This is a genomic window from Nonomuraea rhodomycinica (assembly GCF_013363995.1).
GTDB classification, from domain to species: domain Bacteria; phylum Actinomycetota; class Actinomycetes; order Streptosporangiales; family Streptosporangiaceae; genus Nonomuraea; species Nonomuraea rhodomycinica.
This window is the reverse complement of record NZ_JABWGO010000006.1, coordinates 398,690-420,524: the sequence shown is the minus strand read 5'-3', so window position 1 is coordinate 420,524 and position 21,835 is coordinate 398,690. Positions and strand designations below refer to the sequence as shown.

At 71.9% G+C, this 21,835-nt stretch carries 20 protein-coding genes and 1 tRNA gene; 2 read left to right on the top strand and 19 right to left on the bottom strand.

The window, feature by feature from the left end:
- The first annotated feature begins 39 nt into the window (after nucleotides 1-39).
- Nucleotides 40-1,257 (top strand): acetyl-CoA C-acetyltransferase, encoded by a 1,218-nt coding sequence (locus HT134_RS25770; RefSeq protein WP_175603010.1) that lies wholly within the window; start codon nucleotides 40-42, stop codon nucleotides 1,255-1,257.
- A gap of 122 nt (nucleotides 1,258-1,379) precedes the next feature.
- On the opposite strand, the gene HT134_RS25765 is transcribed toward HT134_RS25770, so the two are convergent.
- From HT134_RS25765 to HT134_RS25675, 19 genes are all read right to left on the bottom strand, one after another.
- A complete protein-coding gene (locus tag HT134_RS25765) occupies nucleotides 1,380-1,790 on the bottom strand; it encodes a PPOX class F420-dependent oxidoreductase (protein WP_175603009.1) in 411 nt (136 codons plus the stop codon).
- A 53-nt stretch (nucleotides 1,791-1,843) separates the two neighbouring features.
- Nucleotides 1,844-2,077: a DUF4287 domain-containing protein gene (locus tag HT134_RS25760; RefSeq protein WP_175592802.1), complete on the bottom strand. Its 234-nt coding sequence runs from the start codon at nucleotides 2,075-2,077 to the stop codon at nucleotides 1,844-1,846.
- 174 nt (nucleotides 2,078-2,251) lie between these two features.
- Complete coding sequence (locus HT134_RS25755) at nucleotides 2,252-3,043, bottom strand: Bax inhibitor-1/YccA family protein (RefSeq protein WP_175603008.1); 792 nt, start codon at nucleotides 3,041-3,043, stop codon at nucleotides 2,252-2,254.
- A gap of 179 nt (nucleotides 3,044-3,222) precedes the next feature.
- Nucleotides 3,223-3,295, bottom strand: a tRNA-Leu gene (locus tag HT134_RS25750).
- A 261-nt stretch (nucleotides 3,296-3,556) separates the two neighbouring features.
- Nucleotides 3,557-4,069 (bottom strand): glycine cleavage system transcriptional repressor, encoded by a 513-nt coding sequence (locus HT134_RS47740; protein ID WP_175603007.1) that lies wholly within the window; start codon nucleotides 4,067-4,069, stop codon nucleotides 3,557-3,559.
- Nucleotides 4,070-4,151: 82 nt separating this feature from the next.
- Nucleotides 4,152-5,468, bottom strand: coding sequence for an NAD(P)/FAD-dependent oxidoreductase (locus tag HT134_RS25740; protein ID WP_175603006.1), 1,317 nt, complete (start codon nucleotides 5,466-5,468; stop codon nucleotides 4,152-4,154).
- 92 nt (nucleotides 5,469-5,560) lie between these two features.
- Nucleotides 5,561-6,355 (bottom strand): uracil-DNA glycosylase, encoded by a 795-nt coding sequence (locus HT134_RS25735; protein ID WP_175603005.1) that lies wholly within the window; start codon nucleotides 6,353-6,355, stop codon nucleotides 5,561-5,563.
- 18 nt (nucleotides 6,356-6,373) lie between these two features.
- Nucleotides 6,374-7,396: a hypothetical protein gene (locus tag HT134_RS25730; RefSeq protein WP_175603004.1), complete on the bottom strand. Its 1,023-nt coding sequence runs from the start codon at nucleotides 7,394-7,396 to the stop codon at nucleotides 6,374-6,376.
- Nucleotides 7,393-7,719, bottom strand: coding sequence for a PadR family transcriptional regulator (locus tag HT134_RS25725; RefSeq protein ID WP_175592808.1), 327 nt, complete (start codon nucleotides 7,717-7,719; stop codon nucleotides 7,393-7,395). The genes HT134_RS25730 and HT134_RS25725 overlap by 4 nt, the downstream gene beginning before the upstream one ends.
- Before the next feature lie 102 nt (nucleotides 7,720-7,821).
- Nucleotides 7,822-9,273, bottom strand: coding sequence for a hypothetical protein (locus HT134_RS25720; protein WP_175603003.1), 1,452 nt, complete (start codon nucleotides 9,271-9,273; stop codon nucleotides 7,822-7,824).
- 174 nt (nucleotides 9,274-9,447) lie between these two features.
- Nucleotides 9,448-10,392 carry a Ppx/GppA phosphatase family protein gene (locus HT134_RS25715; RefSeq protein WP_175603002.1) on the bottom strand — a complete coding sequence of 315 codons (945 nt, stop codon included), beginning with the start codon at nucleotides 10,390-10,392 and terminating at the stop codon, nucleotides 9,448-9,450.
- A complete protein-coding gene (locus tag HT134_RS25710; RefSeq protein ID WP_175603001.1) occupies nucleotides 10,383-10,907 on the bottom strand; it encodes a DUF501 domain-containing protein in 525 nt (174 codons plus the stop codon). Before HT134_RS25710 ends, HT134_RS25715 begins: the two co-directional genes overlap by 10 nt.
- Nucleotides 10,894-11,340: an FtsB family cell division protein gene (locus HT134_RS25705; protein ID WP_175603000.1), complete on the bottom strand. Its 447-nt coding sequence runs from the start codon at nucleotides 11,338-11,340 to the stop codon at nucleotides 10,894-10,896. The genes HT134_RS25710 and HT134_RS25705 overlap by 14 nt, the downstream gene beginning before the upstream one ends.
- 82 nt (nucleotides 11,341-11,422) lie before the next feature.
- Nucleotides 11,423-12,700 carry a phosphopyruvate hydratase gene (gene eno / locus HT134_RS25700; protein ID WP_175602999.1) on the bottom strand — a complete coding sequence of 426 codons (1,278 nt, stop codon included), beginning with the start codon at nucleotides 12,698-12,700 and terminating at the stop codon, nucleotides 11,423-11,425.
- Nucleotides 12,701-12,753: 53 nt separating this feature from the next.
- Entirely contained in the window at nucleotides 12,754-15,339 is a 2,586-nt protein-coding gene (locus tag HT134_RS45960; RefSeq protein WP_312888424.1) for a WD40 repeat domain-containing serine/threonine protein kinase, read from the bottom strand.
- A 90-nt stretch (nucleotides 15,340-15,429) separates the two neighbouring features.
- Nucleotides 15,430-16,374 (bottom strand): nucleoside triphosphate pyrophosphohydrolase, encoded by a 945-nt coding sequence (locus tag HT134_RS25690; RefSeq protein ID WP_175602998.1) that lies wholly within the window; start codon nucleotides 16,372-16,374, stop codon nucleotides 15,430-15,432.
- Between the two features lie 3 nt (nucleotides 16,375-16,377).
- On the bottom strand, nucleotides 16,378-17,016 hold the full coding sequence (locus tag HT134_RS25685; RefSeq protein WP_175602997.1) for a SurA N-terminal domain-containing protein: 639 nt from the start codon (nucleotides 17,014-17,016) through the stop codon (nucleotides 16,378-16,380).
- 29 nt (nucleotides 17,017-17,045) lie between these two features.
- A complete protein-coding gene (mfd, locus tag HT134_RS25680) occupies nucleotides 17,046-20,534 on the bottom strand; it encodes a transcription-repair coupling factor (protein WP_175602996.1) in 3,489 nt (1,162 codons plus the stop codon).
- 72 nt (nucleotides 20,535-20,606) lie between these two features.
- A complete protein-coding gene (locus HT134_RS25675; RefSeq protein ID WP_175602995.1) occupies nucleotides 20,607-21,035 on the bottom strand; it encodes a signal peptidase I in 429 nt (142 codons plus the stop codon).
- 75 nt (nucleotides 21,036-21,110) lie between these two features.
- On the opposite strand from HT134_RS25675, the gene HT134_RS25670 reads away from it, so the two are divergent.
- A complete protein-coding gene (locus HT134_RS25670) occupies nucleotides 21,111-21,812 on the top strand; it encodes a methyltransferase domain-containing protein (protein ID WP_312888423.1) in 702 nt (233 codons plus the stop codon).
- The last annotated feature ends 23 nt before the right edge of the window (nucleotides 21,813-21,835 follow it).

Below are 21,835 nucleotides of genomic sequence, written 5' to 3'. Positions count from 1 at the left end.
ATATAGTTCTGGTTAGAGTGCTGACAAAGGAGGGGCCACATGCCCGAGGCAGTCATCGTCGCCACCGCCCGCTCGCCCATCGGGCGTGCCTTCAAGGGGTCACTCAAGGACCTGCGGCCCGACGACATCACGGTGCAGATGATCCAGGCGGCGCTGGCCAAGGTGCCGCAGCTCGACCCCACGACGATCGACGACATCATGCTGGGCTGCGGACTGCCGGGCGGCGAGCAGGGCTTCAACATGGCCCGCGTGGTCGCCGTGCTGCTGGGGCTGGACAACGTGCCCGGCACCACGGTCACCCGCTACTGCTCGTCCTCGCTCCAGACCACGCGCATGGCCTTCCACGCGATCAAGGCGGGCGAGGGCGACGTGTTCGTCTCGGCCGGCGTGGAGATGGTCTCGCGGTTCGTCAAGGGCAACTCCGACTCGCTGCCCGAGACCCAGAACCCGGTCTTCGGTGAGGCCGTCGCGCGGACGAAGGCGTTCGGCGAGGGCGGCCACACCTGGCACGACCCGCGCGAGGACGGCCAGGTGCCCGACATCTACATCGCCATGGGCCAGACCGCCGAGAACCTCGCCCAGCTCAAGGGCGTCACCCGCCGCGAGCAGGACGAGTTCGGCGTCCGCTCCCAGAACCTCGCCGAGAAGGCGCTGGCCGACGGCTTCTGGCAGAAGGACATCACCCCGGTGACGCTGCCCGACGGCACCGTGGTGAGCAAGGACGACGGCCCGCGGCCCGGCACCACCTACGAGGGCGTGGCGGGGCTCAAGCCGGCCTTCCGCCCCGACGGCACGGTCACGGCCGGCAACTGCTGCCCGCTCAACGACGGCGCCGCCGCGGTGGTCGTCATGAGCGACGTGAAGGCGGCCGAGCTGGGCATCACCCCGCTGGCCCGCATCGTCTCGACCGGCGTGACGGGCCTGTCGCCGGAGATCATGGGGCTCGGGCCGGTGGAGGCGTCGCGGCAGGCGCTGGCCCGCGCCGGGATGGCGATCGAGGACGTGGACCTCGTGGAGATCAACGAGGCGTTCGCCGCCCAGGTCATCCCGTCGTACCGGGACCTCGGGATCGACCTCGACCGGCTGAACGTCAACGGCGGCGCCATCGCCGTGGGCCACCCGTTCGGCATGACCGGGGCCCGCATCACCTCCACGCTGATCAACAGCCTCCAGCACCACGACAAGACGATCGGCCTGGAGACGATGTGCGTGGGCGGCGGCCAGGGCATGGCGATGATCCTGGAGCGCCTCTCCTGAGCGCGTGACGGGCCCTGGCGGGCCCCCGGCCGCCCGGTGCTCACCGGGGCGGCCGGGGCCGTCCACCGTCCGACAGCGGGCCGCTCAGCCGTGGAGGCGCCGGGCGGGCGGGCGCGGGCCGGTCAGCCGTGGACGTCCGGGCCGGCGTGGGTGGGCGTGACGAGCAGGACGACCCGCCGCTCGCGCTCCATGGCGGCGCGGTAGTCGTCCCAGTCGGGATGCTCGCCCGAGACGTCCCGGTAGTAGGAGACCAGGTGGTCCATGGCCTCCGGCAGGCTGACGACGCGGGCCGTGCCGTCCACCTGCACCCACTCGCCGAAGAAGCCGTCGGTGAACGCGCAGATCGAGACCTGCGGGTCGCGGCGGGCATTCCGTGTCTTGACCGCCGTCTCCCGCGTGCTGATCACGATCCGCCCCTCGGCGTCCACTCCCACCAGCACCGGTGAGAGCTGCGGACGTCCGTCGGCGTGCCGGGTGTGCAGAACGGCGCGGTGGGCGCGCCGCAGGAAGTCGCGTGCCTTGTCCAGATCCATCTGTCCATGATGACGCGCCCGAGCCGGCGGCACGGGCGCGTCAGCGGGAGCCTCTAGATGAAGCCCATGCGGTTACGGCGGTGGCGCTCGTGCTCGTGGACGATGGCCGCGGCGTAACCGTGTGTCAGCCCGTGCTCCTGGGCGAGCCAGTTGGCCCGTTCGTCACACCTGAGGAACGATGGGCCGTTGTCGATGGCTTGGAACCACTCGGGGAGTTCGCGTCCCGTTATCGATGGGACCCTTGCGATCAGCTTCGTCTGCGTCTCCGGTGAGTGGTTCAAGGACATGGGCACCTCCACGGAATAAGGTCCTTTGCTTGACACTGCAACACTCAACCCGTGATCGCAACCCCCAAGTCGCCACCACTTCGTTACGCGGGGTTCATCATCGAGCGCTAAGCGAAGGGGCCCCGCCGGATCGGCGGGGCCCCTTCGAGGATCCGTGCGCGGCTGAGCCGGGGCTCAGTCGCTGTTGGTGAAGTAGCTGATGAAGCGCAGCACCTCGAGGTAGATCCAGACGAGGGTCAGCGTGAGGCCGAACGCGCACTGCCAGGCGAACTTCTCCGGAGCGCCCTGGCGGACGCCCTGCTCGACGGCGTCGAAGTCGAGCAGGAGGAAGAAGCAGCCGAGCAGGATCATCGCGATGCTGAAGACCCAGCCGATCGGGCTGTCGGTGCGCAGGCCGAGGCCGGTGCCGTTGAAGATGACGATCAGCCAGTTGACCAGCATGAGGCCGAGGGCCGCGACGCCCGCGGCGACGACGTACTTCACCAGCTTCGACGTGACGCGCACGATGCGCAGCGCGTAGACCGTCAGGACGGCGCCGAAGGCCAGCGCCGTGCCGAGGACCGCCGAGATCACGATGCCGGGGAAGTACCCCTCGAACACCCGGCTGATCGCCCCGAGGAACACGCCCTCGAAGAGCGCGTAACTCAGGATCAGGGCGGGGTTGGTGCTCTGCTTGAAGGAGGCGACCAGGCCGAGGACCAGGGCCACGATGGCCGCGCCCACGGCGACGCCCGTCGGCACGTTGAAGTACCAGGCGGCGGCCGCTCCCACGACGAGCGTGCCGAGGGTCATGAACCCGCGGACCACGACGTCGTCGAGCGTCATCGTGCGGAAGGCCGGCCGGGCCGGAGGCGCGTACGAGGGCGACTCGTACATGTCCTGCAACTGCGCGGGGGTCGGGGTGGGCGCGCCCCACCCGGCTGACTGCTGTCGTGTCCTGCTGAAAACCGGGTTCTTGCTCTCCATCGCTGCCCTCCTGTGCGCCGAGCCTAGGGGACGGGTCTCCGGCCGGGCCGGCTCGCGCTCAGATCTATGTGGTTTCGAGACTTCAACGCGATGACAACGAACGCGGGCTCCGGTGAGTTCCCGTGAGTTCCCGGATACCGTTCGTGAACGAAAAAGGCATTTCCCGTGGTAGAAGCAGGTGCCCCCGGCGGGATTCGAACCCGCACGTCAACCCTTTTAAGGGGTTTGCCTCTGCCATTGGGCTACGGGGGCGCCGCAATCATACGAAACGGACCATGCTTCCGTTGAGCACAACTTCGCATCATGAGTCACAATTGTGAAGTCTGCTGTGAAGGGATAGGGCTCCTGGCGCTGTGTCCAGGAAGGGCAGCCCCATCGCATGGTCCCGTAAGTGCGGAATACCCCCGGCCAAGGAGGCATCGGCTTCGATGGTGACGGGATCTCTCGTTCCTCGCAAGCAGTGCAGGTGAGGGCATCGAAGGCCGGTGCCGCCGGAGTTGACCGGCCCGCCTGTCACGGCCGGGCCGGTTCGACGGGACGGAAGGTGATCTCGGAGTCGAGGCCGGATCCGATGACCGCGAGATCACGCTCGAGCGCGCCGGTGTCGACCGCCCGGGGCAGTTCGACGTCGGCGATGAGCACGTACAGGTGCCCGGTCAGGCGGGTGCTCATGCCGGTGATGTTGCCGCCGACGGCGGCGAGCACGGTGCTGACGGCGGAGATGATGCCCGGCCGGTCGGGGCCGTGGAGGGTCAGCACGTAGCCGTGGCCGTTGGAGGCGCAGCCGAAGTGGCGGCGGGCCTCGACGGCGGCCGCGGTGACCACGAGGTCGTGGGCCCGCAGCCGTTTGGCGATCTCCTCGGCGTCGAGGTCGCCGGAGACCAGGAACATCATCGCGATGTGGCCGCCGAGCAGCGTCATCGTCGAGTCGGTGATGTTGGCACCGCACTCGGCCAGCGAGCCGGTGACCGCGGCGATGACTCCGGGCCGGTCGATCCCGAGCACGGTCACCGCTGAGAGCGCCACCCGCGCATCCCCTTTCGTTCGGCAGGACGCGGGCGCCGGAACGCCCCGGCGTGAGGACGCCGGGGCGCTGCCGTACGTGTGCTCAGTGACGCATCGTCGCGACGGCGGCGCGGAATCCGTCACGCGGGTGCTCGACCTCGCCGAGCGAGATCGTCTCCCGCTTGAAGAACAACGCCAGGGTCCAGTCGACGACGACGCGGACCTTGCGGTTCAGCGTCGGCACCCGCGACAGATGGTAGGTGCGGTGCATGAACCACGCAGGGAATCCGCGAAGCTTCACTCCGTAGACGTTGGCCACACCCTGGTGCAGGCCGAGACCGGCGACCGATCCCACATACTTGTGGCGGTAGTCGACCAGTTGCTCCCCGCGGAGATAGCGGATGATGTTGTCCGCGAGCACCTTCGCCTGCCGCACCGCGTGCTGGGCGTTGGGGGCGCAGTACTGACCGGGGTTGGTGACGTCGGGCACTCCCGCGACGTCGCCGGCGGCGAAGGCGTCGCGGGTGCCGGCCACGGTCAGCGCGGCGGTGGTCTTGATCCGGCCGCGCTCGTCGAGCGGCAGGTCGCTGGCGTTGACGACCACGCTCGGCTTGACGCCGGCGGTCCAGACGAGGGTGTCGGCCTCGAACTCCGAGCCGTCGGAGAGCACGACGTGGCCGTCGACGCACGACTCCAGGCGCGTGTCGAGCTTGACCTCGATGCCGCGCTCGCGCAGCTGCTCCAGCGTCCACCTGCCCATCTCGGGCCCGACCTCGGGCAGCACCCGGTTGGTGGCCTCGACCAGCACCCAGCGCAGGTCGGCGGGGGTGATGTTGCGGTAGTAGCGGGTGGAGTCCTTGGCCATGTCCTCCAGCTCGGCCAGCGCCTCGACGCCCGCGAAGCCGGCGCCGACCACGACGAAGGTGAGCGCCCGGCGGCGCACCTCGGGGTCGTCGGTGGACTCGGCCACGTCGAGCAGGTGCAGGACGCGGTTGCGCAGTGCGATGGCCTCGCCGACGGTCTTGAAGCCGATGCCGATGTCGGTGAGGCCGGGGATCGGCAGCGTCCGCGAGATGGAGCCGGCGGCCATCACGATGACGTCGTAGGAGACCTTGCGCGCCTCGCCCTCGGCGGGCTGGAAGGTCACCACGCGGGCGGCGTGGTCCACCTCCGTCACCGTGCCGTTGAGGATCCGCACCTTGGGCAGCACCCGGCGCAGGGGCGCGACCATGTGCCGGGGCGACAGGTTGCCCGCCGCGGCCTCCGGCAGGAACGGCTGGTAGGTCATGTAGGACTGGGGGTCGATGATCGTGATGCTGGCCTCGCCGTTGCGCAGTTCGTGGCCGAGCTTGCGCTGGAGGCGCAGAGCGGTGTACAGGCCGACGTAACCACCGCCGACGATCAAGATGTGCTTGTTCATCGTGAGGCCCATCCCTCGAAGAGCTTGTGAAAGCATTCACAAGCTTATGTCAGGGTGCCCCGAAAACTCCAATCCGTGACCAATGCAACGCGTCACATCGACAGCTCGCGGGCCCGCAGGAAGACGTCGTCGAGCATCCGGGCGGTCACGCGGCCGGTGAACGTGTTCTGCTGGCTGGGGTGGTAGCAGCCGAGCAGCGTCACCGGCGTGCCGTCGTACGCGATCTCGACCTCCGCCCCGTGCCCGAACGGCGGCCTGACCCGCGGCAGGGTGTACCCGGCCTCCTTCAGCGCGGGCCACCCGGCCTGCCAGGCGTAGCCGCCGAGCGCCACGATCACCCGCACCGACGGCGCGGTCAGCCGGATCTCCCGCGTCAGCCACGGGAAGCAGGCGGCCTTCTCCTCGGGGGTCGGCTTGTTGGCGGGCGGCGCGCACCGCACCGAGGCCACCACCCGCGTGCCGATCAGCCGCTGTCCGTCGCCCGCGTGCGTGCTCGTCTCCTGGGCGGCCAGGCCGCACCGGTGCAGCGAGGCGAACAGCCAGTCGCCGCTGCGGTCTCCGGTGAAGATGCGGCCGGTCCGGTTGCCCCCGTGGGCGGCGGGGGCGAGCCCGGTGACGAGGATCCGCGGGTGCTCGTCACCCCATCCCGGGACCGGCCGCCCCCAGTACGTCTCGTCCGCGAACGCGCGCCGCCTCACCCGGGCGACCTCTTCGCGCCACTCCACCAGGCGGGGACAGGCGCGGCAGACGGACTGCCGGGCCGTGAGCTCCGCGAGGGTGCTGCTGGTGGCGGCGAGGCGGCGCACGTCCGCGGGGTCCTGGGCGACCGGTGTGTCAGCGGTCGCCGGGTCGCCGGGCCATCCGGTGCCGGGAGGTACGAAGCTCATGCCTCCGATGGTGCCCGATCAGTGGGACCGCTTCGGCGTGGGCGTGGCGGCGGGCTTGCCGGTGGGGTCGTCGGTGGGGGTCTCGTCGGCGGGGTTCTCCTCGGCGGGGGTCGGCGTGGCCGTGACGTCGGCCGTCGTCTCCGGCCGCGTCGGCGGCACGCTCGGCATCGGCGAGGCCGGCGAGACCGAGGGGCACGGGGCAGCGCGGGTGACGCCGGACTCCCCGGTGGTGCCCTCGTCGGCGACCAGCGGCAGCGGGTAACGGTTGAGGATGACCTCGCCGCAGGACCGGTCGACGCTGTAGCCGTAGTTCTCGGGGTGGGTGACGACCGGGTTGCCGTCCTGGTCGTAGAGGTAGACGTCGGTCAGCGGAGTGCCGTCCTTGGCGTACGGCTTGATGTTGTAGACCTCGCCGTCCACCCCCGAGGCGGTCTCCATGATGACGCGGGGGTCCGCCCGGATGCTCTGCAGTTCCTCCTGGTAGCCGGCGAGATGCCCGGCGGTCACGAAGCCGCCGAACAGCCCCAGCCCGGCCACCACGTTGACGGCGACGGCCAGCAGGCGCGCCGCCCGGTCGCGGGCCCGCCTGCCGAACCACACCGACGCGCAGACGATCGCGACGACCACCACCCACTCGCCGGGGTTCACGGGAGCGATGTGGTCATGGCCGCCGCCCGCGAGGTTGAGCACCAGCAGGGCGACGACGTAGCCGCGCAGCAGCCACCAGCCCGGCCGTAAGTCGGGCAGGAAGCCCACCAGAGCGCGGTAGGGCGCCTGCCGGAGCAGCGTGGCGTGGAGGTCGCCCAGCCGCCTGCGGAGGTCCAGGCGGCGTCTCTGGCGGCCCGCCGGCCGGCCCCCGTAGGCGGCCGCGAGCTCCTCCGCGTAGGCGGCCGGCGGGCCCAGTCGCTCCTCCAGCGGCACGTCCGACTCGGCCGCGATCTCCGTCAGGTGGTCGTCCAGGTCCTCCAGCAGCTCCTCCCGGTCCGGGTGGCCGGCCAGGGCATCCCGTACGGCCTGCGCGTACGCTGCGATGCTTGTCATGCGTGTCCCTCCTTGACCAGGGAAGCCATGGTGGCGGCGAACGAGGCCCAGATCCCGGCGTAGGAGGCGTACATGCGCCTGCCGGTGTCGTTCAGCCCGTAGTACTTGCGGTGCGGCCCCTCGTCGGAGGCCACCACGTAGGAGTTGAGCGCGCCCGCCTTGAAGAGCCTGCGGAGCGTGCCGTAGACGGAGGCGTCGCCCACTTCCTCCAGCCCCGCCTCGCGCAGCCGGCGTACGACGTCGTAGCCGTAGCCGTCGCGCTCCGCCAGGACCGCGAGGACGGCCAGGTCGAGGACGCCCTTGAGGAGCTGGGTGCTATCCACGCATCGCACACTACTGTGGTTTGCGCAGTACTGCCAACAAGAGAAAACCGGATGGCGTCACGGGACGCCATCCGGTTCAGGTCAACCGGTGTGCCGAGCGGTTCAGCCGGCGACCGGCTTCGGGCAGACCGCCGAGAAGGCGGCGTTGCCGGAGGTGGCCGAGTTCGGGCTCACGACGACGAGCTCGATGTTGCCCTTGGTCTCGGTGGCACTGTGCGTGCCGCCGATGCCCCAGGTCACGTCGAGGCTGCCGTTCACCTCACGGGTGAGGTCGCCGCCGTCCTTCTGGCCGTTGACCAGCCAGTAGTACTTGACGGTGGTGGGACCCGTGCTGGTGAGGGTGGCCTTGAAGTCCACGCCGGGGCCGCGCTTGTCGGCGCACATGTCGTTGCGCTGGCCGGTCTGGGAGACCGCCGACACCGACACGGTGGGCTTCGGAGCCTGGCAGGCGGCGTACGACTGCGTGATCGAGTCGTGGCTGCCCGCGCCGGACACCATCAGCGTGATCTTGCCGCCCTTGGAGGCGTCACCCCGCTCCGCGAGCGTGACGGTCCGCGAACCGGCGGCGGAGAAGTACTCGTAACCGCTGTCCACGGCCTTGCCGTCGACCAGCCACGTGTACTCGACGCGCGCGCGGCCGGTGGAGCTCACCGTGGCGTGGGCGCCGACCTTGCAGTTGTTGTTGTTGGTCGCGGTCACCAGGTCGGTGGCCGAGACCCGGGTGGCCGGGGCCTCGTCCTCGCACAGGACCTTGTAGTAGGCCCGGTTGGAGGAGGTGCGGTCCGGACCGAGGATCTCCAGCTGCGCGTAGCCGCGCTGGCTCTCGCGCGGGGAGATGCCGAAGCCGACCCGCTTGCTGTCGTAGACCTTGGTCCGGCCGTAGTCGACGACCCGGCCGTTCAGCACCCAGCGGTACCGCACCCAGGCGGGGTCGCTGACCCGGATGACACCGGTGAAGTCGACCTTGTCACTGGAGGTGGCGCAGGTGCCGACGTAGCGGCTCGGGCTCGCCCAGACGCGCGCCTCGACCTCGGGGCCCTGCTCCTCCTCGATGACGATCGGCTTCTGGCAGCTGACCGAGAAGTAGCCCTTCTTGGAGATCGCCTTGCGCGGGCCGAGGACCTGGACGGCCTCCCAGCCCTTGACGTTCTCCTCGAACTTCAGCTTCTCGGAGACCTTGACGTACTTGGCCCCGTGGCCCTTGAGCTTGACCGTCTTGATCTTGCCCTTGGACCCGTCCCCGTGCAGCCAGCGGTAGGCCAGCGTGGTCTTGCCGTCGACGGCGACCTTGATCTTGGAGGACACGGTCACGTTGACGGGGCAGGACCCCTCGTAGTCGCCCGTGGAGGCCTTCGGCGTGGAGATCGAGACCTTGGGCGCCTTCGAGGCGGTCGCGGCGGCGGCCAGGGCCGCCTTGCCGGCGGCTGGCGCCGGAGCGGCGGCCGGGGTGGCGGCCTGGGCCGGGCTGGCGACCAGCGCCGCGACCATGCCCGCCAGCACGGTGGCGGAGGCGCCGAACGCCGCAGCCTTACGTGCTAAGGGAGAGGACTTCATGTGAGAGTGCTCCATTCCGTGAGGGAAAAGATGCGCTCGGGAACGGTCGCCACGCCGGCACCACCTGTGCACAGCAATATGGCAAAGCCCCCGTTTTGCCCCTTTACCTAAGCACAAAACTGATTGCACGCTCAACACGAACGCGAAGATGAAATGTCCGGATTTACCGGGTTTTCAGATCAGGGACCAGGCAATTCCATCCAAGATGTCGTGTTCACTGACCACGACCTGCGAAAACGCGAAACGCCGCACGATCCGATCCAGGATGAGCGCCCCCACGCCGATGACGTCCACCCGGCCGGGATGCATGACTGCAATCGCCGCCCGCTCACCATGGGTCATCGCCAGCAGCCGCCGCGTCACCTCGTGGACCTGCTCGGCGTCGATCCGCGCGTGGTGGATGCGGGCCGGGTCGTACTCCGGAAGGTCCAGGGCGATGCCCGCGACCGTCGTGACCGAGCCCGCCAGACCCACGAGCGTGTGCGCCCGCTCCACCGGCACCGCCTCGGTCACCTTGTCCAGCGCGTCGTCGATGTCGGCCAGCACGGCCTCCAGCGCGGCCTCGGACGGCGGGTCGCCGGCCTCGCGCAGGTGCCGCTCCGTCAGCCGCACGCAGCCGATGTCGACCGACAGGGCGGCCTCGGCGTGCGCCGAGCCGAGCACGAACTCGGTCGAGCCGCCGCCGATGTCCACCACGAGGTACGGCGGCATCGGCCCCTGGGGATGCTCGGTCTCGGGCGACAGGCGCACCAGCCCCCTGGTCGCGCCCGTGAACGACAGCTCCGCCTCCTCCGAGCCGGTCACCACCTCCGGGTCCACACCGAAGATCTCACGCACTCCGGCCGCGAACTCGTCGCGGTTGGCCGCGTCACGCGTCGCGCTCGTCGCCACGACCCTCGTGCGCACGGCACCGTGCTGGTCGATCAGCTTGCGGTACCCGCGCATCGCGCCGAACGTGCGCTCCAGCGCGTCGGCGGCCAGCCGGCCGGTCCGGTCGACGCCCTGCCCCAGGCGCACGATCTCCATCCGCCGCTCCACCTCGTGGAGCGTGTCGTCGGAGACGTCCGCGATGAGCAGGCGTACGGAGTTGGTGCCGCAGTCGATGGCGGCTACACGCATGGTCCGTCACTCCACCAGTCGGGGAGGGCATCGAGCGCCTCCCTGCCGAACGGGTTGCTCCCGGGGACCGCCAGCTCGTGCGCGACGAGCGCGTGCAGGCACTTGACCCGCAGCGGCATGCCCCCCGTGCTCTGCATGCCACGAGGAAGCGGTTCCATGCCCTCGTCCTCGGCCGCCTTGTCGCGCCTGGCGACGTAGTCGTCGTGCGCGGCCTGGTAGGCGGCGGCCAGCTCCGGGTCGTCGCCCAGCCTGGCCTGCATCTCCCGCATCAGGCCCGAGCCCTCCAGCGTGCCGATCGCCGAGGCCGCCCGCGGGCAGGTCAGGTAGTACAGGGTCGGGAACGGCGAGCCGTCCGGCAGGCGCGGCGCGGTCTCGACCACGTCGGGGTTGCCGCACGGGCAGCGGTGCGCCACCGCGCGCAGCCCCCGCGGCGGCCGGCCGAGCTGCCGGCGCACCGCCTCCACGTCCCGCTCGGCGACCCGGCCCTCGCCGGCCTCGTTCTCAGGGCTTTCCAACGCTCTCCTTCTCCCCCATCCCCGCCTCGCGGTTCGCCCCTGTGCCCACCTGGTGGCCCTTGCCCGAGTCGGCGGCCTCGACCGACCGCCAGAGCGTCTGGTACCACGGCGGCGGCGCGGCGGGCTGCTTGACCGTCGCGGGCGTCCTGCCCTCGTCGGCGTCCATCACCACGTAGCACTTCTCGCCGGCGCCGCAGTAGTGCAGCCGCTCCTTGGCCGTGCGCTTGATCCAGTTGGGGTCGCGGATCTGCTGCACCCGCGCCTCCAGCGTCCGCCGGTCCGCCTCGACCCGCGCCTTCTCCGCCTGCAGCGCCGCGATGGCGCGGCGCTGGGCGATGTACTCGCGCACAGGGTAGGCGAGGCTCATCGCGATCGCGCACACCACGACCGCGAGAATGGCGGCCCGGCCGGTCAGCTGCGGTCTCCTGGCCATGCTCCCCCTCACATCGAGCCCGCGTGGCGGGCCCGGGCACGGGCCCGCGGTCGATCGGCGGCCGCGGGGACCGTACCCGAAACTAGCGGCGGAAACGCGGGAAGGCCGCGCGACCCGCGTAACGGGCGGCGTCGTCGAGCAGTTCCTCGATGCGCAGGAGCTGGTTGTACTTGGCCACGCGGTCGGAGCGGGCCGGGGCGCCGGTCTTGATCTGGCCGCAGTTGACCGCGACCGCGAGGTCGGCGATCGTCGTGTCCTCGGTCTCGCCCGAGCGGTGGCTCATCATGCAGCGGTAGCCGTTGCGGTGGGCCAGGTCGACGGCGTCGAGCGTCTCGGACAGGGTGCCGATCTGGTTGACCTTGACCAGCAGGGCGTTGGCGGTGCCGCTGCCGATGCCGCGCTCCAGCCGCTCGGGGTTGGTCACGAACAGGTCGTCGCCGACGAGCTGGACCTTGTCGCCGAGGGCGTCGGTGATGGCCTTCCAGCCCTCCCAGTCCTCCTCGTCGAGCGGGTCCTCGATGGAGACGAGCGGGTAGTTGTCGACCAGCTCGGTGTAGAAGGCGATCAGCTCCTCGGCCGACATGCCCTTGCCGTCGATCGTGTAGACGCCGTCCTTGTGGAACTCGGAGGCCGCCACGTCGAGGGCCAGCGCGACGTCCTCGCCCGGGGTGTAGCCGGCCTTCTCGATGGCGACCAGGATGAGGTCGAGCGCGTCGCGGTTGGACGGCAGGTTGGGGGCGAAGCCGCCCTCGTCGCCGAGGCCCGTGGCGTAGCCCTTCTCCTTCAGCACGCTCTTGAGCGCGTGGTAGACCTCGGTGCCCATGCGCACCGCCTCGCGGAACGTCCCGGCGCCGATCGGCGCGATCATGAACTCCTGGATGTCCACGTTGGTGTCGGCGTGGGCGCCGCCGTTCAGGATGTTCATCATCGGCACGGGCAGGACGTGCGCGTTCGGGCCGCCGAGGTAGCGGAACAGCGGCAGCTCGGCGCTGTCGGCGGCGGCCTTGGCCACGGCCAGCGAGACGCCGAGGATGGCGTTGGCGCCCAGCTTGGACTTGTTGGGCGTCGCGTCCAGGTCGATCATGATCTGGTCGATGATGCGCTGGTCCTCGGCCTCGACGCCGTGGATCTCGTCGAAGATCTCGTCGGTGACGGCGAGCACGGCCTTCTCCACGCCCTTGCCGCCGTAGCGCTCGTCGCCGTCGCGCAGCTCCACGGCCTCGAACTGACCGGTGGAGGCGCCGCTCGGCACGGCCGCGCGGCCGCTGCTGCCGTCGTCGAGGACGACCTCGACCTCCACCGTGGGGTTGCCCCGGGAGTCGAGGATCTCGCGGGCGTAAACGACCTCGATGGTAGCCACGGGATGCGCTCCTAAGTCGAAAGGCAATATGCCTTCAGAGCCTATCGGTACCCCTACCTGTCGCCCCGCAGGGTCCACGCGCGCACGGCGCCCCCGACGGCCGCGACCAGGCCCGGACGCCCGTCCACCGGGCCCGCCGCCAGGGCCGTGACCGCGCCTCCCCCGGCTCCCGCGGACGTGCCGCCTCCAGGCTCGTCTCCTGGCGGCAGCAGGGTGGCGAGTTGTTCGCACGTGCGCGCGTCCCACACGCGCAGCCCGCCGCCGTCCGGCGCCGCGGCGAGGAGGGGGCGGCCGTCGGCCTCCGTGAGCGCCAGGGCGGCCGGGCTCGGCGCGTCCTCCGCCGGGACCCGGCACACCTGCCGCCCGGTCCGCGCGTCGTACACCGCGGCGCCCCCCTCTCCCTTGACGCTCACCGCGACGAGCGCGCCGTGGCTCACGATGCGGGAGACCGGGCCGCCCACCGGGACACTGACCGGCTCCGGGCGGTTCCACAGGTCGACGATCGTGAACGCCGTCGCCCCGGTGCCGAACGCCACCCGCGACCCGCTGCCCGGCCAGGCCACCCCGGTCACCCCGGCGGCGCCGGCGAAGAACCGGCCGGACTTGCGCCCGCTGAGCAGGTCCCACGCCTGCACCCTGCCGTCGGCGCAGCCGACCGCCGCCGCCGGGCCCTCCTCGCGGCTCACCACGGCCATCACGGCCGTCGCGACGGGGGGTCGTTCGCTCGCGCACGCCTCGAACGCCCGCACCGCCCCGTCCGCCGTCCGTCCGGCGTCGCTTGTGGCGGCACGGCGCGTCTCCGTGGTGAGGGTGTACGCGGCGGACTTGGCGGGCGCGCTGTCCTCACCCGTGGATGCGGCGGGCGTCATGACCGTGCCGGCGGTCGCGGCGGCGAGTGACGGGCTCCAGCGGGAGACGCGGCCGTCCACGCTCGCCCACACCACCGCGGGCGCCCCGCCCACCTCGGCGAACGCCAGCGAGGTGACGCCTCCGCCGTCCTCCGGCGCGGTGGTGGCCACCTTCCTGCCCGTGGCGACGTCCCAAAGCTCGACGGAGCCCGCCTCGGGAGCGACGGCCACGACGGTCCGGTCGCCGATCCGCCCGACCGCGAGCGCGGCGGCCACCTGACCGCTCAGGGGGATGCCTTCCTTCGGGCCGTACGCCTCGGCGACGCCCGTGCCCCCCGTGCCGCCTGACCGTCCGCTCCCCGACGCGGCCGGACGCTTCGGCGAGTCCGCGCCGCCCCAGTTCAGGCCCAGGGCCACGCCCCCGAGCACGAGCACGGCCAGCCCGCCCGCGGCCAGCGCCCGCCCCCGCCCGGTCACCGAGATCCCGCCCCGCTCCGCGCCCCGGCGGCCCGTCGGGTCCCACCGGTCCCGCCTCCCGCGCACGTCGAAGCGCCCGGCCCCTCCCCGCGGCGCCTCCGAACGCGCGTCCGCCCCTCCGCGTGCCCTGGAGGAGCGCCCGCCTCCCTCCCCAGGCACCTCGGCAGACCGCCCGTCCACCAACCACGACGCCTGAGAAGACCACCCGTCCACCAACCCGAGTGCCTCGTCAGGGCCCGTCATCCAGGAGCGCCGCCCGGCCCTCTCGGGCGTGCTCGTCCCGGAGGAGGCCGCCCGCCCGCGCCCGGCCTCCACCCGCCGCCCCTCTCCGGGCACGCCATCCCCCGACGAGCCGTCCCGCAGCGGGTCGTCCCGCAGCGGGTCGTCCCGGATCAGGCCGTCCCTCGACAGGCCATCCCCCAGCAGGTCCCCCGACAGGTCGTCTCTCAACGGGTCGTCCCCCAACGGGCCGTCCGCGAGGAGGTCGTCCGTCGCCCCCGACCGCGCGAGCCCGCCCTCCATCAGCGCCGACAGCACGTCGGCGGCCGAGGGCCGGGCGGCGGGCCGTTTGTCCAGGCAGGCCGCCAGCAGCGGGCGCAGCGGCTCGTCGATCCCCGACAGGTCGGGCTCCTCGGTGAGGACCCGGTGCATCACCGCGGGGATGGACTCCCCCGCGAACAGCGACCGCCCCGTGGCGGCGTACGCGATCGTGGCGGCCCAGCCGAACATGTCCGAGGCCGGCGTGGCCGGTTCGCCCGCGATCTGCTCGGGCGACATGTACCCGGGCGTGCCCACCACCGTGCTCGCCGAGGTGGTCGCCTCCATGACCTTGGCGATGCCGAAGTCGATCACACGGGGCCCGTCCGGCCCGCACAGGACGTTGGCCGGCTTGAAGTCGCGGTGGACGATCCCGGCCCGGTGGACGGCGCCCAGGGCGGCCACGGTGCCGACGGCCAGCCGGTCCAGCGCCCCGCCCGTCCGCGGCCCCTCGTCCTCCACCAGCTCGCGCAGCGACGGCCCGGGCACGTACTCGCTCACGATGTACGGCCGCCCGTCCAGCAGCCCCGAGTCGATGACCCTGGCGGTGCAGAACGCGGCGACCCTGCCCGCGATGACGCATTCCTGGAGGAAGCGCCGCGTGGCCCGGTCGTGGCCCATGAGCCGCGCGTGCAGCACCTTGACCGCGACCTGCCGGCCGTCGGCGTCCTCCCCCAGGTAGACGGTCCCCTGACCGCCGTCGCCGAGGCCGCCCAGGACGCGGTAGCCGCCGATCTCGCGTGGCTCCCCGGCGTGCAGGCCGCGTGGCTGAGGCACCCTTGATCACCCCCGTAACCCCGCGATCCTGACATTCCACCGCCGCCCGGCGCCACCGGATCAGCCGATCCGGGCGGGCGGCGGGGCGTGTCAGGACGGCGAGGAGGGGCCGGCCTCCCAGGCGAGCACCCGGTCGCGGTAGGCGCGGGCCGCCGCGCGCAGCTCCGCCTCGGGGTCCACCCCCGCCGCCTGCGCCCGGCGTACCAGGTCGAACAGCTCATGCCCGAGGCCCTGGCCGATCCCCGCGGCCAGCGCGTCGGGGGCGCCCCCGCGCCCGGCGCGCCGCAGGAGCTGGGCCGCGAGCGACAGCGCCGGCTGGCCCAGCGGCACCCCGTCCAGCACGGACGGCTCCTCGTTCCTGGCGGCCCGCTCGGCGGCCTTGATGGCCTCCCAGTTGTCGTTGACCTCGTCGGCGCTGTCGGCCCGCACCGCGCCGAAGACGTGCGGATGCCGCCGCACCAGCTTCTCGACGATGCCGGCGGCCACGTCGTCCACGTCGAAGCCCTCGGCCACCCGCGCGTGGAACACCACCTGGAGCAGCAGGTCGCCCAGCTCCTCGCGCAGCGCCGCGTCGTCCCCCTGCTCGATGGTCTCCAGCACCTCGTACGCCTCTTCGAGCAGGTACGGCACCAGCGACTCGTGGGTCTGCTTGCGGTCCCAGGGGCACTCGGTCCGCAGCCGGTCCATCACCGCGACGAGGTCGAGCACCCGGGCGCCCGGCAGGTCGTACGAGCCGGGCACGACCTCGATCACCGGCGGCTCGTCCAGGGCGATCGCGGCGTGCCCGACCGCCCGCATGAAGTCCTCGTCGTCCTCGGCCAGCCACACCACGGTGCCGGCGACGGCCTCGCGGGCCAGCCGCGCGGCGTCGGGCTCGACGAGCGTCACCTCGATCCCGGCCTCGGCGAGGTACGGGAGCTGGGGGTGGGACGCGGAGCCGGCCAGCACGCGGCCGGAGCGCAGCGCCTGCCACGCCTGGTGGCTGAGCAGCCCCGGGGCGACCCGGGGCGAGCTGGTGACGACGATCAGCGGCACGGGCTAGCCCTGCTGCTGCGCGGCGCCCTGCGTCGCGGCCTTGCCGAAGCGGCCGGCGTCGGCGAACAGGCCGGGGCTCTGCTGCGAGCGCTGCGTGTTGACCACCCCGTAGCGCGGGCTGTAAGTGATCTTGATGGCGCCGGCCTCCTTCTGGATCCGCTCGCTGCCGCGCTGCTGCGCCGCCTGGTCGGTGCCGCCGCCGTACTGGGCCATCAGCTTCTGCAGCCCCACCGAGACGCGCATGAAGCGGCGGCCGTTGCTGGGGGCCATGCCCTGGGAGACCATGTACTGCTCGAAGCTGCCGCCCTGCGCGGTGGCGCCGCTGATGGCCTGGTCCACCTCGGCGTCGGTGACGTTGACCTTGGCCTTCTCGATGAGCTGCTCGGCCTGCTCGATGTTGGCGAGCTGGTAGAGGACCACCTCGGTGGTGGAGCCCGGGATGCCGAGCGCCTGGGTGGTGAGCCCGGTCCTGGTCAGCGCGGCGTCGTACTCCTTGACGTTGCGCTTGAGGTCGCCCGCCGAGATGCGCTCGTTCCCGACGACGGCCGCGGCGCCGGCCTCCACGGGCGCGGAGCAGGCGGTCAGCGCGACGAGGCTCGCCCCTGCCGCGGCGGCGGCCACAGCCATTCGAATCGACTTCACTTACGTCCCTTTCCGACAAAAACCCGGCGCTAGCTTACCCGCATGGGCTCCAGGAACAGCGCCTCGACGAGATCACCACACCACTTGAGCAGGTCCAGGTCACGCAGCGGCTGCCCGCCGAGCGGCTTGGTCTTGGGCATGGGCACGAGCAGCGTCTCGGCCGCGTGCTTGTAGACGGCCTTCTTGTAGAGCCGGTCGAGCCGCACCTGCTGCGACTCGCGCAGGCTGACCGGGCCGAACTTGATGTTCTGGCCCTGCAGCGTGACGTCGGTGAGCCCGGCCTGGCGGGCCTTGAGCCGGAAGCGGGCGACCTCCAGCAGGTTGTCCACCTCGACGGGCGGCCGGCCGTAGCGGTCCGTGAGCTCCTCGCGCACCTCGTGGATGTGGATCTCCGTGGCGATCGCGGCGATCCGCTTGTACGCCTCCAGCCTCAGCCGCTCGGAGGTGACGTAGTCGTGCGGGATGTGCGCGTTGATCGGCAGCTCGACCTTGACGTCGTGGATCTCCTCCCGGGCCTCGACGCCGGACAGCTTCGCCTTCTGCTCCTCGACCGCCTCGGCCATCAGACGGACGTACAGGTCGAAGCCGACGCCCGCGATGAAGCCGGACTGCTCGGCGCCCAGCACGTTGCCCGCGCCGCGGATCTCCAGGTCCTTCATCGCGACGTACATGCCGGCGCCCATCTCGGTGTGCTGCGCGATGGTCGCCAGGCGCTCGTGGGCGGTCTCGGTGAGCGGCTTCTCCGGCGGGTACAGGAAGTACGCGTAGCCGCGCTCCCGGCCCCGGCCGACCCGGCCGCGGATCTGGTGGAGCTGCGACAGGCCGTAGTTGTCGGCCCGATCGACGATCAGGGTGTTGGCGTTGGGCACGTCGAGCCCCGACTCCACGATCGTGGTGGAGACGAGCAGGTCGTACTCCCGCTCCCAGAAGCCCACCATGATCTTCTCCAGCTGGTGCTCGTTCATCTGCCCGTGGGCCACGGCGACGCGCGCCTCGGGCACCAGCTCGCGCAGCCGCGCGGCCACCTTGTTGATGGAGGCCACGCGGTTGTGCACGAAGAAGATCTGGCCGTCGCGCATCAGCTCGCGCCGGATCGCCGCGGTGATCTGCTTCTCGTCGTACGGCCCGACGAAGGTGAGGATCGGGTGCCGCTCCTCCGGCGGCGTGAGGATGGTCGACATCTCGCGGATGCCGGTCAGGCCCATCTCCAGCGTGCGCGGGATCGGCGTGGCGGACATCGCCAGCACGTCGACCTGGGTGCGCAGGTGCTTCATGGCCTCCTTGTGCTCGACGCCGAAGCGCTGCTCCTCGTCGATGATGAGCAGGCCGAGGTCCTTGAAGCGCACCTCGGGGCTGAGCAGCCGGTGGGTGCCGATGACGACGTCCACGGACCCCGCGCGGAGCCCTTCGAGGGTGCCCTTGACCTCGGCGTCGGTCTGGAAGCGGGAGACCGGCTTGATGCTGATCGGGAAGCCCGAGAACCGCTCGGTGAACGTCGACAGGTGCTGCTGCACCAGCAGCGTGGTCGGCACGAGCACCGCCACCTGCTTGCCGTCCTGCACCGCCTTGAACGCGGCGCGCACGGCGATCTCGGTCTTGCCGTAGCCGACGTCGCCGCAGATCAGCCGGTCCATCGGGACGCCGCGCTCCATGTCGCGCTTGACCTCGTCGATGGCTTCGAGCTGGTCGCCCGTCTCGGCGTAGGGGAAGGCGTCCTCCATCTCGCGCTGCCACGGCGTGTCGGCGCCGAAGGCGTGGCCGGGCGAGGCCATGCGCGCGGAGTAGAGGCGGATCAGCTCGCCGGCGATCTCCTTGACGGCCTTCTTGGCCCGGGACTTGGCCTTGGCCCAGTCGGCGCCGCCCATCCGGTTGAGGGTGGGCGCCTCGCCGCCGACGTAGCGGGTGACCTCGTCGAGCTGGTCCGTGGGCACGTACAGGCGGTCGCCCTTGGCGTACTCGATGACGAGGTACTCGCGGGTGGCGCCCTGGACGGTGCGCTGCACCATCTCGACGTAGCGGCCGACGCCGTGCTGCTCGTGCACGACGTGGTCGCCGACCTTGAGCTGGAGCGGGTCGACCATGTTGCGCCGCCGGGACGGCAGGCGCCGCATGTCCTTGGTGGACGCCTTCTGGCCCACCAGGTCGAGGTGGGTGAGCACGGCCAGGCCGGGCGTGACGAAGCCGTGCTCGACGAGCCCGGTGGTGACGTGCACGACCTTGGGCTCCGGCGGCCGGTCGAGGTGGGTGTGCAGCCGGGCCGGCACGTCCACGCCCTTGAGCATCTCCACCAGGCGCTCGGCCGGGCCGTGGCCCTCGCTGATGAGCACGACCGCCTTGCCCTCGGCGAGCCAGCCCTTCACGTCGGCCAGCGCCCGCGCGGTGTCGCCCCGGTACGCCTCGGAGTCGTGCGCGTCGAGCTCGACGCCCTCGCCGAACGGCGCCAGCGACCACCACGGCTGCCCCAGCACGTCGGCGTGCAGGCGGATCTCCTCCAGCGTGCGGAACGCCGCCGCGCCGAGGTCGATCGGCGCCTCCCCGCCGGCCGCCGCGTTGATCCAGGACGCCTCCAGGAACTCCTGCGAGGTGTGCACGAGCTCCTCGGCACGTCCCCTGATGCGCTCGGGGTCGCACACGAACACCGCGGAGCGCGCGGGCAGGTGGTCGATCAGCAGGTCCATCTCGCCCGCCAGGACCGGCGCGAACGCCTCCATGCCCTCGACCGGCACGCCCTCGGCGAGCTGGTCGAGCACCTCGGCCAGCGCGGGGTACTGCCCGGCCAGCTCCCTGGCCCGCGCCCGCACCTCGCCGGTCAGCAGCAGCTCGCGGCAGGGCGGCGCGAAGAGCCCGCCCTCGGCCGCCTCCAGCGAGCGCTGGTCGGCCACCTTGAACCAGCGGACCTCCTCGACCGTGTCGCCCCAGAACTCCAGGCGCAGCGGGTGCTCCTCGGTCGGCGGGAAGACGTCGAGCAGGCCGCCGCGCACCGCGACCTCGCCGCGCCGCTCCACCATGTCGACGCGGTGGTAGCCGTTGTCGACCAGCCGCGCCACGACGTCCTCGAGGTCGGCGTCGTCGCCCGCCCGCAGCCGGATGGGCTCCAGGTCGCCGAGCCCCTTCATGATCGGCTGGAGCAGGGCGCGGACGGGCGCCACGACCACGCTGAGCGGCCCGGCCGCCGGGTCGTCCTTGACCGGGTGCGCCAGCCGTCTGAGCACCGCGAGCCGCTGGCCCACGGTGTCGCTGCGGGGCGAGAGCCGCTCGTGCGGCAAGGTCTCCCAGCCGGGGAAGACGGCGACGGCCGAGGGGTCGATGAGGCTGGTCAGCGCGGCGGCGAGGTCCTCGGCCTCGCGGCCGGTCGCGGTGATCGCGAGCACGGTGCGCTGGTCGTGGCCGGACAGCGCGGCCACGGCGAACGGGCGCAGCGCGGCGGGAGCGACCAGCGCGACGTCGCCGCCCTCTTCGAGAGCGGCGGCCAGCCCAGGGTCGGCGGCAACAAGGTCAAGCAGCCCGGTAAGACTCATCAGATACGCCCACAGCCCCACGACGGCAACACGACTACCCCCGGCCGGGTCTGGTCGCGGGGGTCTCAGCCATCAAGGGTACTTGGCGGCGTCGTCGCCCGGTGACCGCGCACCGGGACGCGCAAGGGGCTCCTCGGCCTCGGTGACCGCGTACCCGGGCACGGACGGCCAGCGCACGGTCAGGACCACCGACTCCTCCTCGGCCAGCCACGAGTGGTCCACCCCCGGCCCCCACACCACGTAGTCGCCGCGCCGCTCCAGCAGGACGCTGCGGCCGGGCAGCTCGACCCGGAACCGGCCCCTGATCAGGACGAGCAGCGCCGTGCGGCGCTCGCCGGTCACCCAGGCGGCCCGCTCCTCACCGGCCGGGTGGACGCCCCACTTGATCTCGACGTCCTCGCTGTGGCGAGGGTCGCCGTACGGCTTGAAGTGCCCGAGCAGCCAGCCGGCGTCGGCCGCGCCGTCGGCTCCGGCGTTCCCCACGTACACGGATTCCCCCATGTGGGGGCAGGCTAGCCCATCGCCGCGCGGGGCGCGCCGCCGAGCCCGTGCACGGAACGTCATATGATGACGACTGTGAGTAGCACGTCTGACTTGCGACCGGTCGCCGCGCCGCGCGACCTCTTCGCCCAGCGCCTTCGCGAGCAGTGGGCCGAGCAGCTCGGCCGCCGCCTCGACGTGCTGGTCGCCGGCTGCCTGCACGACGAGCCGCGGGTCCTCGACCGGATCGACACGCGCCTGACCGGCGTCGACGAGGATCTGCCGGCAACCAGGGCCGCGACCGCGGCGCGGGCCGATCTGCCCAGGTGCCTGCTGGGCGACCTGCGCTCGGCGCCGCTCCGGCCGCGGTCGTTCGACGTCGTGCAGGTGTCGTTCCTGCTGGAGCGCGTCCACCACGCCGAGCTGGTGCTCGACCGGCTGCTCCAGGCGCTGCGGCCGGGCGGGCTGGTCCTGCTGCGCATGCGCGACCGGCGCTCGGCGTACGGGCTGTGCGAGCGGCTGGCCCCGCGGTGGCTGCGCCGCCGGCTGACGGGGAACGACCTGCCGGCCGTGTATGAGCCGCTGATCTCGCGCGACGGCATCCACGCCTTCTGTCTGAGCCGCGGCCTGATGATCACCGACGACGACACCGCGGCGAGCGCGCCGGCGCCGGCCCCGCTGGGGCGCACCGCCATGACGCTGGCCGACCGGCTGACCCGCGGCCGTTGCCCCGCGACGCACGACGAGATCACCATGGTCATCAGGAAGCCGCAGAACCACTTCGCCCGGCTCATCTAGCGACACCCGCGGCACACCCGCTA

Excerpts from the sequence above, each read along its gene's own strand:
- HT134_RS25740 (WP_175603006.1), bottom strand. The coding sequence starts at position 5,468 with ATGAACAAGCACATCTTGATCGTCGGCGGTGGTTACGTCGGCCTGTAC.
- mfd (WP_175602996.1), bottom strand. The coding sequence starts at position 20,534 with ATGAGTCTTACCGGGCTGCTTGACCTTGTTGCCGCCGACCCTGGGCTG.
- HT134_RS25715 (WP_175603002.1), bottom strand. The coding sequence starts at position 10,392 with ATGCGTGTAGCCGCCATCGACTGCGGCACCAACTCCGTACGCCTGCTC.
- HT134_RS25730 (WP_175603004.1), bottom strand. The coding sequence starts at position 7,396 with ATGACAAGCATCGCAGCGTACGCGCAGGCCGTACGGGATGCCCTGGCC.
- HT134_RS25760 (WP_175592802.1), bottom strand. The coding sequence starts at position 2,077 with ATGTCCTTGAACCACTCACCGGAGACGCAGACGAAGCTGATCGCAAGG.
- HT134_RS25765 (WP_175603009.1), bottom strand. The coding sequence starts at position 1,790 with ATGGATCTGGACAAGGCACGCGACTTCCTGCGGCGCGCCCACCGCGCC.
- HT134_RS25755 (WP_175603008.1), bottom strand. The coding sequence starts at position 3,043 with ATGGAGAGCAAGAACCCGGTTTTCAGCAGGACACGACAGCAGTCAGCC.
- HT134_RS25720 (WP_175603003.1), bottom strand. The coding sequence starts at position 9,273 with ATGAAGTCCTCTCCCTTAGCACGTAAGGCTGCGGCGTTCGGCGCCTCC.
- HT134_RS25735 (WP_175603005.1), bottom strand. The coding sequence starts at position 6,355 with ATGAGCTTCGTACCTCCCGGCACCGGATGGCCCGGCGACCCGGCGACC.
- HT134_RS25705 (WP_175603000.1), bottom strand. The coding sequence starts at position 11,340 with ATGGCCAGGAGACCGCAGCTGACCGGCCGGGCCGCCATTCTCGCGGTC.
- HT134_RS25770 (WP_175603010.1), top strand. The coding sequence starts at position 40 with ATGCCCGAGGCAGTCATCGTCGCCACCGCCCGCTCGCCCATCGGGCGT.
- HT134_RS25675 (WP_175602995.1), bottom strand. The coding sequence starts at position 21,035 with ATGGGGGAATCCGTGTACGTGGGGAACGCCGGAGCCGACGGCGCGGCC.